This window comes from Flavobacterium sp. (genome assembly GCF_043778725.1).
Classification (GTDB): domain Bacteria; phylum Bacteroidota; class Bacteroidia; order Flavobacteriales; family Flavobacteriaceae; genus Flavobacterium.
In genome coordinates this window covers 1-16,086 of sequence record NZ_JAYWFT010000036.1, presented here as the reverse complement: position 1 = coordinate 16,086, position 16,086 = coordinate 1, and the positions used below count along the sequence as shown (strand labels likewise).

Below are 16,086 nucleotides of genomic sequence, written 5' to 3'. Positions count from 1 at the left end.
TAAGATTCAAACTTTTTATCGGCGAATAAGTCAATGCGTTTCCAAAAACTAAATTTGGAGAAAAAGCACTGTTGGTATTCCCTAAATTTTGAAGTAGTACACTCTAATGCAAGATTGATTGACGAAAGTCATTTGGATCTTTCTAAAGTTTTGGTTTTATCTAATGTAAAAATTAAAAATCAAGCCAACGGAATGGAAATGAAATATACTTTGGTAGCCGAAAGTGAAGCCGATTTAAAAACAGGAAAAATATCAGTTACTTCTCCAATAGGAAGAGGATTACTTGGCAAATCTGTAGGAGAAATAGCAGAAATTACAGTTCCAAACGGAGCTTTGAAGTTTGAAGTTTTAGAAATTTCAAGAGATTAATTAATAAATTTGTCACACTGAGCGCAGTCGAAGTGCCTTGAAGTAACCAAACAATATTATGAGCAGCGTATTCACAAAAATAATAAACGGAGAAATTCCTTGTTATAAAGTTGCCGAAGATGAAAATTTCTTGGCTTTTCTTGACGTAAATCCCAATGCTAAAGGACACACATTATGTATTCCGAAGCAAGAAATTAATAAATTATTTGATATACAAGACGATTTGTATCTTGGGTTAATGGCTTTTTCCAAAAAAATTGCCATTGCGTTAGAAAAAACCGTTCCGTGCAAACGAATTGGTATGGCTGTTATCGGATTGGAAGTTCCTCATGCCCATGTTCACCTAATTCCGTTGAATGAAATGGACGAAATGCGCTTTCAAAACAAAGTAGCTTTAACCAAAGAAGAATTTCAAGATTTAGCAAAAGCAATTCAAAACAATTTGTAAAATAGTTGTTTTTACCATAAAAAGCGCCTGCAAAGTTTTAGTAATTTTGCAGGTGTTTTTAATTATAATCTATTCCACTTAATGAAAATTCTATTTCTAATTTTCGGACTGTTTTTCATCAATTTTTCATTTGCTCAAGTCTCAAATGATTACAGTGCTATTGATAAAAAAATGGATATAATTCCAGATAGTTTTTCAGAAACAACATCCGGAATAGCAACTTATATTAATACGAATTTTAAAACTGAAAACGAAAAAATTAGAGCTGCTTTCTATTGGACATCCAAAAACATAAGCTATGATGTAGCCAATATGTACGAACCTAATTTTGCAGATTCTTCTCAAGAAAAAATAATAAAAACCCTTAAATCTAGAAAAGGTGTTTGCATTCATTATGCTGAGGTATTTAATGATATTGCAAGTAAAATAGGAGTTAAAACGTATATAATATTTGGATATACAAAACAAAACGCAAAAATAGCTACAATTTCTCACGCTTGGTGTGCTTGTAAAATTGATGGCAAATGGTTTCTTTTTGATCCAACTTGGAGCGCAGGATATGTAACAAACAATAAGTATTTTAAAAAAATAAACAATGCTTATTTCAAGGTTGAACCAAGTAAAATGATTCTTACCCACATGCCATTTGATTATTTATGGCAATTTCTAAGTGTTCCAAGAACTAATCAGGAATTTTACAGTGGAAAAATTGAGCAAGGCAAGAGCAAAGAAAATTATGATTTTGTAACAGAAATTGATAAATACAATGAGCTATCTGACGGTGACAAAGCATTTGATTGTGCTGAAAGAGTTGAAAAAAATGGCTTAGTAAATAATTTGATAGTTGACTATTACAATTCTAAAAAGAAAGAATTTACCGCTATAAGACAAAATAATAATGTTGAAAAAATAAATCAAATTGTAACCGATTATAATCAAGCGGTTGGATTGCTTAATGATTTTATTATGTATAGAAATAAAAGTTTTAAACCTACATTGTCTGACGCTGTTATCAAAGAAATGATTCAAACGCCGTTAGATAAATTGGTGAAATGTAAAAACGAAATTTATGCTATTGGTTCTATTGGAAGTGAAAATACGGCTAGTTTGAATGGTTTAAAAAAATCAATTTTAGACGCGGTTGATCAAGCTGAAAAACAATCTGAATTTGTAAAAGAGTATTTAAGTAAAGGCAATGGCGCTCGAAAAGGTATGTTTAAAAAAGTGTCTTGGTTGGGCATTCCACTAAGATAATTGTTTTGCTTTTTTGTACACAATTTGCATTGTAGTTCCTTTGTCAATTTCAGAATGAGAAACTCTTATTTTTCCGTTATGATATTCTTCTACGATTCTTTTTGTTAGCGATAATCCTAAACCCCAACCTCTTTTTTTGGTGGTAAATCCAGGTTCAAAAACGCGACGAAATTGTTTTTTTGGAATCCCTTTTCCAGAATCGGTTACGTTTATTCTAATGTTTTGTCCGTCATTTTCTATTGCAATTCCTAAACTTCCTCTGCCTCTCATGGCGTCAATGGCATTTTTCATTAAATTTTCAATTGTCCAACTGTGCAGAGCAGGATTTATGGAAACCAAAATTGGATTTTTTGGAGCCGAAAAACTAAACTCGACTTGTTTAGAAAATCTAGATTGTAAATAATCAAAAGACAGTTTTGTTTCTTTAATAATATCTAAAGTTTCAAGAACAGGTTCGGAGCCAATTTTAGAAAAACGTTCGGTAATGGTTTGCAGTCTGTTAATGTCTTTTTCAATTTCGGTAACCGTAGTTTCATCTACATTATCGGCTTTCATAATTTCTAGCCAGCCAATTAAAGAAGACAATGGAGTTCCTATTTGGTGAGCTGTTTCTTTTGCCATTCCAGCCCAAAGTTTGTTTTGGGTAGCCATTTTTGTGCTTCTATAAAAATTGTAAACAACAGCGCCAAAAAGAAAAATAATCAGTAATAAAGCAACAGGATAATATTTTAATTTATTCAATAAAGAGGAATCGCCATAATACAAATTATGAGTTCTTCCTTCAGAAATTTTCATGACAATTGGATCGTTTTGGCTCTTCAGTTTTTGTAAAAAAGCATTTAGTTTGACCTTATCCTTTTCAATGTCAGGATCAATATTGTTGGTGTTGATGATAGAATCTTTTTCGGTAACGATAATCGGAATTGTAGCTTCTTGAATGATTTGAAAAGGAAGTTCAACATCTACGTCTGCATTTGGATCAACGCTGTTTAATTTTTTTTGAGCCAACGCCCAATTTTGCATTTTTACACGTTCTTCATTTTTAAAAATTTGAAAAAACGAATAGGTATTCCAAAGAATAAGTAAAACAATCACAAATGATGTAATTATGATGATCCAACGTGTGGTGTTTCTTCTTTCGGAAAATTGCATTTAGGAATTTTTGTTTAAAAGTAATGAATTTTTTCAAAATTGAAATTGCTATAATATGTATATTTGAATTAAAACAATTTTACACGACCAATGGAAGAGCAAAATAAAAATGATTGGAATGCTTTGCATACAATAGTACATATTGCAAAATATATCATTTGTATAATAATATTTTTATATTCCTTAACGGGTTTTTATGAGGGTAATATTTATACTGCAATGGTATTATTATTTACAGGAATTATTTTTTTGCCTTTTGTTTCAAAAATATGGAAGCATAAATTATCATTTTTAGACTACTATTTATACAGACGCATTCTATTCATATTATTGTTGATGTTAGCAGGATATTTAGATAATTTATATCTTTCTAATTCTATTTAGTTTTATTGAAATTGATTTTTTCTTAATTATTAAGTTCACTTATTTAAAAAAAAATTATTATTATAAAACATTTTAACTGTAAGGATATTAAATAAGGGCATTTATGGAAATAAAATCTTTTTATATTGAACTAAAAAAACTTAGAAATTTAATTTTCTTTTTAAACATAATAGCGTTTCACGCAAAATAATCCCTTATATAAACTACATTTTTTTAAGATTTAATCAAAAAATTGTAGTGAAGAGAAATAAAAATAGCTTGTAAAAAAGTGAATTATATATATTGTCGGAAGTCTTACGAGAAGAAATAAATACCAAAGCCTATAAAACTCTTTTGAATGAATGTTTTTATAAAAATGAAATGAGAATTTGACAAAAAAATTATTGAAACTTTTCTTTTTTACAATGGTTTAATTTTGTATGTTACCCACAAATTATAAACTCCAACTTTTGTTAAATCCATATTGATTTTAGCCTCATTTAATTTTTCTAATAAAGAATAAATACTTTCTATTCTTTCCTCATTTAAATTATCAGTACCTAAAAATTCAAAAATATTTTTAGCTCTAGAGGTATCATCATCAATACTTACGATTTCTAAAATTTCATAATTTAAAATTTTAGCTATTTCAATTGCCTTATTTTGCGAATTTTTAAGAGCTAATATTGCTTTTTTATCTTCATTTAAAAATGAGGGCTCAGAAAATTTATAATATGTTTTTACAAGTTTAACGCCGCTAGAATTTATTATTTTTTTAATTTCATAATCGTCGGCATCTAATGGCACTAACAATTCATAATATTTACTCATTTCGGGGTTAACAATTAGTGACTCTTTATGTAATAATTGAAATGCTATTTTTTTTAAATTTAAATTTTCATTAAATTCATTTACTTGAATTTCAATTGTTTTATTTTGAGTTAAAGGGTTACAAATTTCTGAATTGTATTCAAAATCTAACAACAATACTCTATAATTAGCTATTTCTGAATATTTGCTATTTCCTAAAATACGAAGCGTCGCTTCTTGGCAAAAACCTAAATTAAAAATAAAGAATAATATAAAAAATGAATATAATTTTTTCATTAGTCTAAGAATTCAAATGTAATACTTAAAGTGTATTTTTTAGTCACATTGTCCTGATCAATTTCTCCGAAATTATCACAACAACTTGCTGATTTATCTTCAATATTAAGAATTTTACCAACTTTTTTACCAACTTCTTTTGCTATACTTTTAGCTTTTCTATCAGCATCATTAATTGCTTCTTTACTTAAGTTTATTTCAATATTTGGGTCTATATTTAAATACAGAAATTTTGTCATTTCAACTTTAAACCCAGTGTTTTTAAATGAATTAATTTTACTTAAAGTTTCTTTATTACTTATGTCCATATAATAAAATTCACTTTTAATACTATTATAACCTATTGTGTTTTTATTTTTATAGTTTTTAAAAATTTGACTTTCTTTTATGCCACTTTTTTTTAAAAAATCCATTGTTTCTATAATATTACTTTCCAAGGATTTATATTCTTCTTTATTATAACTGTTAGGAACGATTTCGGAAATATTAAAGTAAACTCTATAAGTATCTGCCTTAAATTCGTAAGATGAATTTCCAATTATTCTAATAAACTTCTCTGTAGATTGTGCAATACTATAATTTGCAAACATTAAAAAGACAAGTGTAATTTTTAGTATTTTTTTCATTGTTTTATAAATTTATAATTGTTTTTACATTTTTTTGATGATATCTAATGCCAAACTAGCACTAGCAAAAGTGCCTTGTATTTAAAGTAGTACCTACAACAAACATACAAATAAGATTAAAGCGAATAACTTTTTACAAGAAAAAAAATCAATACAACTGAAAGGTCTTTCAAACTTTATTAAAATTTTAAAATATCTTAACCGTAAGAATAGTAAATAAAGGCATTAATGGAAATAAAATCCTTTTATATTGAGCTAAAAAACTTAGAAATTTAATTTTCTATTGAAACTCAATAGAATTTCACACTAAATAATTCCTTATACAAACTACATTTTTTTTCTGAATTCATTATATAAATCCCAATTTTTATCAGTCACTATTTCAAATTCAAAGGTTCTTAGTTTACCTGAGTTTTTTATTGAATTTATTACTTTCGCAGCACCTTTTTCGTCATTTGTAACCATATAAAAGTTTCTAATTCCTTTGTGTGTATCACGAAAAACATAATAATTTTTTATTTTATTTTCGGTCAAATTATTCTCGATAAAAAAATCGAATTTATCTAAATTTTCTAATTCTTGATTTGTTGGTAAGAAGACTTTTTCGTCTTTTTCATAGGATGTTGTTACTTTTATAAAATAGCAAAATTCTTCTTTGTGTGAAAATCTATCAAATGCTGTATTTCCAATAATCAAACAAGGAAAATTGTCTTTTTGAAAGTCCTGGGTTTTAAATTCTTCGGGCACTACATAAGTATCTCTTTCTATTGCTTTGTTTTTGTCAACATTTCCAACGTCAAATCCGTCATAATTGATTTCATGTTTTTCTGCAATTTTATAAAGTTCTTCATCAAGTTCAAATAAACTTTTTGCGTTATGAATTTCTTTTCGCTCTAAATGTAACCATTGACTTTTGTCTTCTGCTTGAAAAATTTCAACAAATTCAAAATTTTGTAACTTTAGTTCTTTTGCAACTTGTTCAAATTTATCTTTTTTATTTGAAGTGAAAAAATAGCCCCAAAGCATTGTTTGATTAGTATTGACGCCTTGATTTTTCATGTTGGCAAACATTTCTTGAATTTCATCAATTGAAATTTTTTTACCTTTATTTTGTGATTTAGAATTACCGCAGCCAAAAAGGCTCAATATAAATGTCCACATAAGTATTCTTTTCATTTAATTTATTCTTTTCGTTTTTTATACCTAATTAGCACCAAACTAATTTATTATGAATTTTCTTTTTACACTGCTCGTAATGAATTTTATTGAAAATCAATAGGTTTTACACAAAATAATTCCTTAAACAAAACTACACTTTTTCAAGAAACAATCAAAAAAATTTTATTGTTGGCGTATGTTTTAATTAGGTTATTTATTTTCTTTATCGAAGAAATAGTACTAAATGAAATTTACCATTTTGATGTTTTTAAAATTTGAATTTTATAAAAGACAAATACTTTTTAGCCCTGATCGTAGTGGAAATCCTTTAGTTGCGCTTTTTGCTACGCAAAAAGCGCAACTAAAGATTGTAGCGTAGAGCAGGAAAATGGTTGATAAAAAAACACCAAGCCATTCGCTCCTAAAAAAAATAAAATTTACCTTTGTAGAAATATTTTTCCATGTTAACAATTGACCCAAAAGAAGTTTCTACTGCCATATTACAAGGTTATTTACAGAGTGCTGTTGGGCCAAGACCAATTGCCTTCGCAAGTACGGTTGACAAAAATGGAAAGCCCAATTTATCACCGTTTAGCTTCTTTAATATTTTTAGTGCCAATCCGCCAATTTTGGTTTTTTCTCCATCGCGAAGAGTGCGTGATAATTCTATAAAACATACTTTAATTAACTGCGAAGAAACTAAGCAAGTGGTTATAAATGTGGTGAATTATGAGATTGTACAACAAATGTCGTTGTCGAGTACCGAATATCCTGATGGTGTAAATGAGTTTGACAAATCTGGGTTGACAGCAATTCCATCAGAAATTGTAAAACCTTACCGAGTTGCCGAAAGTCCGGTGCAGTTTGAGTGCAAAGTAAATCAAATTATTGCTTTGGGTACAGAAGGTGGCGCTGGAAATATGATAATTTGTGAAGTAGTAAAAATTCATATCAATGAAGCTGTTCTAGATGAAAATGGCGTAATTGATCCTGTAAAAATAGATTTGGTTTCTAGACTTGGTGGCAATTGGTACTCTAGAGCCAACAAAGGTCTGTTTGAAGTTGAAAAACCACTAACTACGTTAGGAATTGGTGTAGATGCAATTCCCGATTTTGTGAAAGAAAGTAGCGTTTTTGACGGTAACGATTTGGGCAAATTAGGAAATGTAGAATCTTTGCCAACAGAAGAAGAAATTACTATATTTGTAAAACAAAATTTTGAAGTGAAAGGTGTTTTGAGTGCTGATGATGAAGTTAAAAAATACCAATTAGCTAAAGATTATTTAGATAAAAATGAAGTGCTAACCGCATGGAAAGTGCTTTTAGCAAAACAATAAACAATTATATTATGGAAGTTACAGGAAAAATCAAAGTGATTAATGCAGAGCAACAAGTGAGTGCTTCGTTCAAGAAAAGAGAATTGGTAGTTGCTACAGAAGAGCAATATCCACAGTTTATTAGCATTAATTTTGTGCAAGACAAATGTGATATTTTAAATAACTTTAAAGTTGGTGAACCTGTAAAAGTAGCCATCAATTTAAGAGGTAGAGAATGGGTTAATCCACAAGGAGAAACTAAATATTTTAACGACATTCAAGGTTGGAAAGTTGACAGAATGGCTAGTGAAGCTCCAGCTGGCGCACCAATGCCTGCTATGCCTGCTACAGAAGCATTTGCTCCAGCAACAGACTTTAAAGAAGAAGAACACGACGATTTACCTTTCTAAAAAAAATAAGTCTTAAAGTCAAAGGTCTTAAAGTTAAAAGTCATGTAATTACTATTCGTGGCATTAGACTTTAAGACTTTTGACTTTTGACATTTCTAAAAATGTATTTCCTAACCAAAGAATTATTTTTTCCTCCAGTTGAAGAAGCTTCTTATGAAGGTATTTTGGCTGTTGGTGGCGATTTATCTACAGAGCGACTAATGTTGGCCTACAAGAACGGCATTTTTCCTTGGTTTGATGCCGACGAACCGATACTTTGGTGGTCGCCAAGCGAACGAATGGTGGTTTATCCTCACAATTATAAGGTTTCTAAAAGCCTTCGCAATATTATCAACAGAAATATTTTTGAAGTTACTTTTAACAAAGATTTTGAAGCTGTAATTGCCAATTGTCAAACTATTGTGCGAGCAGGACAAAACGGAACTTGGATTACCGATGATATTATAAAATCTTACACGGAATTGCATCATCAGGGAAAAGCAATTTCGCTAGAAGTTTGGCAAAATAACGAACTAGTTGGCGGATTGTACGGTGTAGATTTAGGACACGTTTTTTGTGGAGAAAGTATGTTTTCTAAAGTGCCCAATGCCAGTAAAGTTGCTTTTGTAAAATTGATAGACTACCTAAAAGTCAATAATTACAAACTGTTGGACTGTCAAGTGCATAACGATCATCTAGAAAAACTAGGTGCTTTTGAGATTTCAAGAGCTGCTTTTATTAGGATACTGAAGAGTTAGTTTTTAGTTTTCGGTTTTCAGTTTTTCAGTCTCAGTTTTCAGATTTTTGAATTAAAAGATTACTGTTATTCTTCGTGATGACTTGATTTAATGCGTCTTTTTGTGAGATGGTAATACACAATTATATTATCAAAAAGAAGCGCAAAAAGCAATACTAATGCAGCAAAAAGCAAGATCTTCAGGTGGAAGTTTTCATAAAATAATCCGCCCAAAACACATCCCAAGAAAAAGAAAAAGATGATTGACAATCGCAAGAAAATACTTCGCGACAATCGCTTTAATTCGGTATCTTTTTTGAAGAAAAATAATTGAGAAAGTTCAATTCCTAAGTCGGTAAACAATCCGGTTAAATGTGTAGTTCTTACCACAGATTGTGAAATATTGGTAACCAAAGCATTTTGTAATCCCATGGAAAAAAGCAGTAAATATGCAATATAATCGGGATGGAAATTACTGCTAAAACCAACAAATAGCAAAATTATAATTTCTAAGAACATTGGGAAAGCATGTGCAATTCGTGGTTTTTTTAGCATTGCAAGCTCAACCATAAAATTGGAAGTAAAAGCTCCAAGAAGGAAAAATAAGATGTAAATTATTATTGTAATGGCTTTAGAATAATTCTTCAAAGCAATTTGTTCAGCAAAAAAAGCAAAATGTCCAGTAACATTTGTAGTCAACGTTGCCACCGATAAAAGGCCTGCAATGTTTACAATTCCTGCAATAAAGGAAAGAGTTGAAGCCAATCGTAAATTGTGAGTGAAAGTTCTTCGGCTGCCTTTATGACGAAACATGGTAAGTAAATTTTATACTAAAGGTAGTGTTTTTTTTTAGTTTTCAGTCTAAAGTCGCAGTTTTCAGTTTTCAGTTGTTCTGAGTCTAATAACAACTTTACTTTTGTATTTTACATCCAAATTTATCAGGATTGTTAATCATGTAATTTATTAATTTTCCAATTTCGATTGATTTTGATAATTCGAAAATCTCTATTGCTAACTTAAAAGATTTTTAATAAGCCAATAATTCTTTATAATCCATCTAAAAATTGTTTTAAATATTAATTATATCTGAAAACTAAAAACAACTACCGAGACTGCGACTGAAAACAGAGACTAAAAACTGAAAACTACCTCTGAGTCCAACACGTTTCAACATGATCGTTCACCATTCCTGTTGCTTGCATGTGTGCATAAACTACAGTTGAGCCTACAAACTTGAAACCTCGTTTTTTTAAATCTTTACTAATTTCGTCAGATAGTGGCGTAGTTGCTGGAACTTCTTTTAAATGTTTTCTGATGTTTTCTATTGGTTTTCCACCAGTAAAATTCCAAATGTATTTAGAAAAACTTCCAAATTCTTCTTGCACTTTCATAAAAGCAATGGCATTAGAAATGGTAGCTCTAATTTTTAATTTATTTCTAACAATTCCGGCATCGAGAAGTAATTCTTGAACTTTATCCTCGTTATATTGTGCTATTTTTTTGTAATCAAAATGGTCAAAAGCAATTCTAAAAGTTTCTCTTTTTTTCAAAATCATGTACCAACTCAATCCAGCCTGAAACGTTTCTAGAATTAAGAATTCAAATAATTTATCATCATCATAAACAGGTTTTCCCCATTCGTTATCGTGATAATCTCTATATAAATCGTCTTTTTCGCACCAAGCGCATCGTGTTTTACTTTCCATGAATGTATTTTTCTATTAAAGAATGACCTAAATATATTAAAGGTGTCATTAGAATAGCAATTATTAATTTGACAAAATATCCTGTAAATGCCGATGCAATAAAAACTTCTGTAGTCATTTTTCCTGTCATCCAAAAAGCAATTCCTAGAACTATAAAACTATCAAACAATTGTGAAATAACAGTAGAACCAGTACTTCGCAACCATATCATTTTATTTCCAGTTTTATTTTTGAAGAAATGAAAAATACTAACGTCTATCAATTGCGAAACCAAAAAAGCAGTAATACTTCCAACAATTATCCACATACTTTGACCAAACACACCATTAAATTGATTGTCAGAAACCAATCCTTGACCAACAACGGCCGGAATTTTTAAGGCAAAAAATAGTAAAACAAAAGTATAAGCAATTAAACTTGCAGTGATTAACGACAGTTTTTTAACGCCTTTTTCGCCAAAATATTCGTTTATTAAGTCGGTTGTAATAAACACAATTGGCCATGGCAAAATCCCGACACTCATTACATATGGACCAACGTGAATTAGTTTTCCGCCAATAAGTTCGGCCACGACAGCATTGGTTATAAATATTCCTGCCAGAGTTACATAAACGATATCTTTCTTGGATTGAAACATATTTTAATCTTTAATAATCATCATAAAGCATGCGCTCACTGTCATCTTTTGCTTTTTCAAAACTTGCTCTAGTATGATTTTCGTTAAGTCTTTTCTTGATAATAGTGTCTATTTTTTCACACATAATATCCTCATCAGCTATAACTTCGGTAGAAAAAGATTTGAAAGCCAACGGATTTATTTTCTTGTCATCAGTAACAAAAGCCAACGTGTACAATAGTTTCTCGGCAACTTCATCTTCTTTTACACTTTTTTCTATCTGATAAAAATAGTACGTAACTTGTTTGTTGTTTTGAGTGATAATTCGTTTTTCTATGAAATTTATAGAATCTTTTTCTTTTAAATTTTCAAAATTATAAACTGCCGAAAGTGCAATTTCATCGTCGGATAATTTTAGTAGTTCTTTTTTGTTTTTATTCAACAGCAAATTAATAGTTAAGAAACTTGTTTTAGAATTGGCTAACGATGTTTCAATAGCTTCATTACTAAGATTGTTGTTTACAATTTCCAATCTAAGTAATTCTATATTTAATTCTTCAATATCTAGATTTTTGGCTTTTACTAACAATTCAGAGGTTGTTGATTCTGCAGGAAAATGATTGATTAAATTAAGATAATTAATAAAATTTTCAACTGGTGCGCTATCGTTTTCATATTTATTCTCAACTTCTTCTTCGTCTTGTTTAGTAGCATTGTTTTTTTCTTTCCAACTTACCAATCTTTTATATTCTAGTTTGGCATTGGTGATAATCATTTTCTTAAACGAATTGATTTTTTTTACAGAAATTAAATTCTTGTCTAATAACGAATTGCAAAAATCTATTATAGGTTTGTTGTATTCGGGAATGCTGTAAAACTGAAAGATTTTTGGAAACAAAACTTTACTGTTTTCTAAGTCGCGTTCAAAATTGAAAAACAAACTCGATATATCATAATTGTTATCCGATATTGGCAAATCGTATTCTAACAATTCAATGATTTTATTGTAACCTTCTTTTGATTTTTGATTAGAAATAGCTCTCAAAACACCAAGTTGAACTGCAGTTTTTGTATTCTCTTTTTTATAGAATTCTTCTAGAAAAGGAAGCACTCTTGCATCTTGAAGATCACCAACTTTAGACAATAATGTTTCAACAGATTCTGTTTCATTGTCTTTAAACTGGAACGATTTTAGAAAATCTGTTATCGTCTCGAAATCGCTTTTCTCAACTTTTAGCTGGTAAATAGAATTCAATGCCGAGTAGCGAATGGTATCTTTCTCGCTTTTTACATCTTCTATGAAAAGTTTCAATTTATCATCAAAAATGGATGTTGAATCTTTTTTTAAGGCAGCAATAGATTGAAATGTTTTTTCAATAAAGGCATCATCATTTTTATAATTTTTAGCTACCAAAGTCTCCATCGAAAAATAGGAATCACCAAGAAAAACAATTTTACTTTTAATAGCTTGGGTTGCACTAGGTCTAGAAACCAAAGCGTTAAAGGTGTGACTGTTTTTTTCTTTATCAACCGTAGTAGATTCTGAAATAAACTCATAACGGTCTTCTTTTGACTGCATTATTTTATCCCAACTAGATTTAGAAAACCCTTTTTTAGAATAAACAGAGTAGTTTTCTAACGAATTTGGACTGGCGTAATTATCATCTTCGTCATCATAAATACTGTCGTCAAATTCCTCATCATCATATTTTAAGAATCCGTTTTTGAAATTTTTTGCAATCGAATCCATACTCTTTATACTTTCATACTTAGAATATTTATAATACTGCACATTGATAGTTTGCCCAGTTTCAGATAAAATAGTATAAAAATTGTTCTTAGACGAAAACATATTTTTGTCTTTAAACTTGTCTTTGTCCAATTTCAAAAACAATTTCTCGTTAAGTTTTTTCGGAATTTCAATAGCTAAATTCGAAACCGAATCTTTCATCACTTCGGTTTTCGAAGTATATTTTAAAGGTACAATTATAAACGATTTAAAATAACGTTCCGCGTTTTTTTCAGAAGCATTCACCGCGCCAAGAAGATAATATTTACCACCATTGACAAACGATTTTAGCCTAATTTTTTTGTTTCCAATCTGTGATGACGATTCGAATGAATGGGTTAATTTATCATAGTTTGTCGCCAGCGAATCGGCTTTGTGTTGCAAATAAAACTCATAGTGAATTTGTCTTTGCTCATATTCGGTATTTTCTAAAATTGATGTTTCGTTCAACGTTCTTTCGGTTAAGAAATAATAACTTTTTTTAATGTTATCATAAGCTTCAATTTCTATGTTATTGATCCCTTTCACCGTATTTCCATAAACGGTATTAAACGACGGAATTTCCACCGAAAAACCTCCTTTTTCTGCCGAAAACTGCTCCCAGTTGGCATTGAATGACTTTAACTTGATGTTGTCAAAAACTTCGTTTTCTAACTGTTTTACATAAGTCCCAACGCCTGTCATTGACACAGCAATAAGTTCTAATGGCGTTATGTAAAATCTATAATGCTGATTGTTGCCAGTTTTGGTAGCACTTTTCAAGTCATACCCTTTGTAGCTTTCCTCTTCAAAATATTTTTTTTCTATAATATTTCCAGGTATTTTTTCAAAAAACAAACTGTCTAACGATTTAATATTGAACTGTTCGTCTTCTTTTTTAAGAAAATAATGCAACGGAATACGTTTTATATTCGTCACACCACCGTTAGTAAAATCGGGCGAACCCAAATTAGAACCTTCTTCCACCAAATTTCTATTAAGCGGCATTTTCACCATACCGTCTTTTGTGCTAGAAACAACAAAATTCGGATTCGGAAAAAACTGCTCAATATTCTTTTTCTGTTGCTGTCCGTTTTCTGTAAAAATGTCAAATATTGGAGTAACCGTATATCCTTTTGCTTTTAACAGTTCAATAATTCCGGCTTTTCCAGCAAGATGTGCAGCGCCAACAGCCGAGAACAAACTACCTTTCTTTGCCAACGAATCAATGCTGTGCGTCATGATCACATTACGGTCTTTTATCAACACATCATGCGCTTTTTTAGACAACATCAGTTTATAGATAGAATCTAGCATCACCACATCTTTCTCTCTATAATATTCTTTCAAGACATCGTTAAAGTTTCTGTTTTTTAAGAGCTTCATCAACAACAACTTGTTCTCCTCTTTTGGTTTAGCTTCATCCTCCTTAATGCGCAACAGCGGAATTATAGACTCTTTGGCTTTCTCCAATCCCACAATTTTTTTCTTATACTTACGTCCAGTTTGGTAAATAAACATGTCTAAAACAGTGTTCTCCTGAAAATCGGATGTGTCGCCATCAAGCGCCGAAAGCATGTTGTTAAAGTAATTGGTATTGGTTTCAAAAATGGTTTTTACAACCTCTTTTTTTATCGGTTCTTTATAAAATTCGGTATAAAATTTGTACGAAGGCGCAATTTCATTGTTTTTCATCAACTCCACAATATCCACCCAAGTTTCAGGATCACTTTCGTTTCCTACCATATCGGCAGCCAATAAATTCTTGAAAAAAGCATCCGAAAGATGATAAGACACCTTTTCATTAACATGCATGGTTCCGTACAAGTACGATTTTTTAGTCAATCCATTACCCGAAATTTCCCAGAATAACGATTTATTATTTTGTGCAAACCCAATACAGTTCAACAGCACTAGCGCGACAACAACTATTTTTTTCAAGACAAACAATTTTTTTAGTAGTAACAAATATATAGTAAATTAGTTTATGGCAGCGAGCCGCTTGCGCATTTTTTGCCAACCCTATTCCTGCTGCAGAAACTCGCTTTTATTTTATAAAAAAAATAAAATAAAGAGCTCAAACAATTTCAGCATCAGGGCTAATTTTTTTTTGTCTTTTGTAGCGTTTTATGTATAAAGAGAGGCAACCGCTATGGCTTGACTTTGGGTTTTAAATTTACTTTATTTGTTGTTTTTCGAATAGTTAAATGATGTAAATTAGTCTATCACTAACTTTGAGACGTTACCCGAATTAATAATTATCACTGATTTATTGTTAAAGTTTTTTAAAAGTAAATTCACATTATCAGATAAAAAAACAATTGATTTTGATGTAAATCCAACATCATTAACAATCAGAATTTCATCATTCTTATTGTCAATTAAAAATTTTAAGATAACAATGTGTAGTTTCCCTAATAAATCATCTAATCGTAAATGTATTCCTAAATTCAAAAAAATATTTAAATAATTATCTAATTGTCGTCTTTTAATTTCTTCAAAAAATGGAATAATATGAACTGATTTATCTGAATTAAAATTAATTAACACATGACTAGTCTCTTTAATTGGAAAATATTCATCAATCGAATTTTTATTTATAATTGTTAACGCTCCTAATTTTATATTTTTCATGAGTTTATTTTACTGGCAATTTAAAAATTTTAATACCGTATGCTGTTGGATTTGCAGACGTAAAGTTACCCATATTTATAATGGACTCAACATATGAAATTTTTCCTGTTTCAATTGCATATTTCAAGGCAGCAACCCGATAGCGCGGATTTGCAATCCGTGGCTACTAACATTTGTATCAATAATTTATTTTTTAAAGAAGGTCATTTTAATTTTTACAGTAGCACTCTATATATATTATTTGCCTTTGTTTGTGGGCACGGAATACAATTCCGCGCTAACGATTACTGCATATCTGCGCGGTCGGGTAAAGTTTAATAAATATAAAATTATAAAAACTAGAAGTTCTACGAAAGTGGGACTTTTTTTTATGGATTATATTTTAATTATTTAAACTTTTACAAAATTCTAAATAAATTTTTATATTTGAATATTATCAATATT

Annotated in this window: 15 protein-coding genes and 1 pseudogene; 7 read left to right on the top strand and 9 right to left on the bottom strand. The window is 29.9% G+C overall.

Annotation, left to right across the window (positions count from 1 at the left end):
* Positions 1-90: 90 nt before the first annotated feature.
* From ACH2CG_RS03340 to ACH2CG_RS03330, 3 genes and pseudogenes are all read left to right on the top strand, one after another.
* Positions 91-369: pseudogene (locus ACH2CG_RS03340) on the top strand (GreA/GreB family elongation factor); the annotation flags it as partial.
* Positions 370-427: 58 nt separating this feature from the next.
* Entirely contained in the window at positions 428-817 is a 390-nt protein-coding gene (locus ACH2CG_RS03335) for an HIT family protein (protein WP_395062182.1), read from the top strand.
* Positions 818-898: 81 nt separating this feature from the next.
* Positions 899-2,071: a transglutaminase domain-containing protein gene (locus ACH2CG_RS03330; protein WP_395062180.1), complete on the top strand. Its 1,173-nt coding sequence runs from the start codon at positions 899-901 to the stop codon at positions 2,069-2,071.
* On the opposite strand, the gene ACH2CG_RS03325 is transcribed toward ACH2CG_RS03330, so the two are convergent.
* Positions 2,063-3,223, bottom strand: a complete 1,161-nt coding sequence (locus ACH2CG_RS03325) for a sensor histidine kinase (RefSeq protein ID WP_395062178.1) — start codon at positions 3,221-3,223, stop codon at positions 2,063-2,065. The genes ACH2CG_RS03330 and ACH2CG_RS03325 overlap by 9 nt on opposite strands.
* A 90-nt stretch (positions 3,224-3,313) precedes the next feature.
* Between ACH2CG_RS03325 and ACH2CG_RS03320 the strand changes: the two genes are divergently transcribed.
* Positions 3,314-3,607 (top strand): hypothetical protein, encoded by a 294-nt coding sequence (locus ACH2CG_RS03320; RefSeq protein ID WP_395062176.1) that lies wholly within the window; start codon positions 3,314-3,316, stop codon positions 3,605-3,607.
* Positions 3,608-4,006: 399 nt separating this feature from the next.
* On the opposite strand, the gene ACH2CG_RS03315 is transcribed toward ACH2CG_RS03320, so the two are convergent.
* The 3 genes from ACH2CG_RS03315 to ACH2CG_RS03305 form a co-directional block, all read right to left on the bottom strand.
* Positions 4,007-4,693 (bottom strand): hypothetical protein, encoded by a 687-nt coding sequence (locus tag ACH2CG_RS03315; protein ID WP_395062174.1) that lies wholly within the window; start codon positions 4,691-4,693, stop codon positions 4,007-4,009.
* Positions 4,693-5,319, bottom strand: coding sequence for an SIMPL domain-containing protein (locus ACH2CG_RS03310; protein ID WP_395062172.1), 627 nt, complete (start codon positions 5,317-5,319; stop codon positions 4,693-4,695). The genes ACH2CG_RS03315 and ACH2CG_RS03310 overlap by 1 nt, the downstream gene beginning before the upstream one ends.
* Positions 5,320-5,646: 327 nt before the next feature.
* Positions 5,647-6,495, bottom strand: coding sequence for a DUF695 domain-containing protein (locus ACH2CG_RS03305; RefSeq protein WP_395062170.1), 849 nt, complete (start codon positions 6,493-6,495; stop codon positions 5,647-5,649).
* A 443-nt stretch (positions 6,496-6,938) separates the two neighbouring features.
* Between ACH2CG_RS03305 and ACH2CG_RS03300 the strand changes: the two genes are divergently transcribed.
* The 3 genes from ACH2CG_RS03300 (at position 6,939) to aat (ending at position 8,940) form a co-directional block, all read left to right on the top strand.
* Positions 6,939-7,814 (top strand): flavin reductase family protein, encoded by an 876-nt coding sequence (locus ACH2CG_RS03300; RefSeq protein WP_395062168.1) that lies wholly within the window; start codon positions 6,939-6,941, stop codon positions 7,812-7,814.
* 11 nt (positions 7,815-7,825) lie between these two features.
* Complete coding sequence (locus ACH2CG_RS03295) at positions 7,826-8,203, top strand: DUF3127 domain-containing protein (RefSeq protein ID WP_395062166.1); 378 nt, start codon at positions 7,826-7,828, stop codon at positions 8,201-8,203.
* 101 nt (positions 8,204-8,304) lie between these two features.
* The gene (gene aat / locus ACH2CG_RS03290) at positions 8,305-8,940 is read left to right on the top strand and encodes a leucyl/phenylalanyl-tRNA--protein transferase (protein ID WP_395062164.1); all 636 of its coding nucleotides are present in this window, start codon (positions 8,305-8,307) and stop codon (positions 8,938-8,940) included.
* 65 nt (positions 8,941-9,005) lie between these two features.
* On the opposite strand, the gene ACH2CG_RS03285 is transcribed toward aat, so the two are convergent.
* The 5 genes from ACH2CG_RS03285 to ACH2CG_RS03265 all read right to left on the bottom strand — a co-directional run bounded on the left by ACH2CG_RS03285 (position 9,006) and on the right by ACH2CG_RS03265 (position 15,642).
* Positions 9,006-9,731: a YoaK family protein gene (locus ACH2CG_RS03285; protein ID WP_395062162.1), complete on the bottom strand. Its 726-nt coding sequence runs from the start codon at positions 9,729-9,731 to the stop codon at positions 9,006-9,008.
* Positions 9,732-10,063: 332 nt separating this feature from the next.
* The gene (locus ACH2CG_RS03280) at positions 10,064-10,624 is read right to left on the bottom strand and encodes a DNA-3-methyladenine glycosylase I (protein WP_395062160.1); all 561 of its coding nucleotides are present in this window, start codon (positions 10,622-10,624) and stop codon (positions 10,064-10,066) included.
* A complete protein-coding gene (locus ACH2CG_RS03275) occupies positions 10,614-11,261 on the bottom strand; it encodes a queuosine precursor transporter (RefSeq protein WP_395062158.1) in 648 nt (215 codons plus the stop codon). The genes ACH2CG_RS03280 and ACH2CG_RS03275 overlap by 11 nt, the downstream gene beginning before the upstream one ends.
* Before the next feature lie 10 nt (positions 11,262-11,271).
* A complete protein-coding gene (locus tag ACH2CG_RS03270; protein ID WP_395062156.1) occupies positions 11,272-14,949 on the bottom strand; it encodes a TraB/GumN family protein in 3,678 nt (1,225 codons plus the stop codon).
* Between the two features lie 276 nt (positions 14,950-15,225).
* Entirely contained in the window at positions 15,226-15,642 is a 417-nt protein-coding gene (locus ACH2CG_RS03265; protein WP_395062154.1) for a hypothetical protein, read from the bottom strand.
* Positions 15,643-16,086 lie beyond the last annotated feature (444 nt).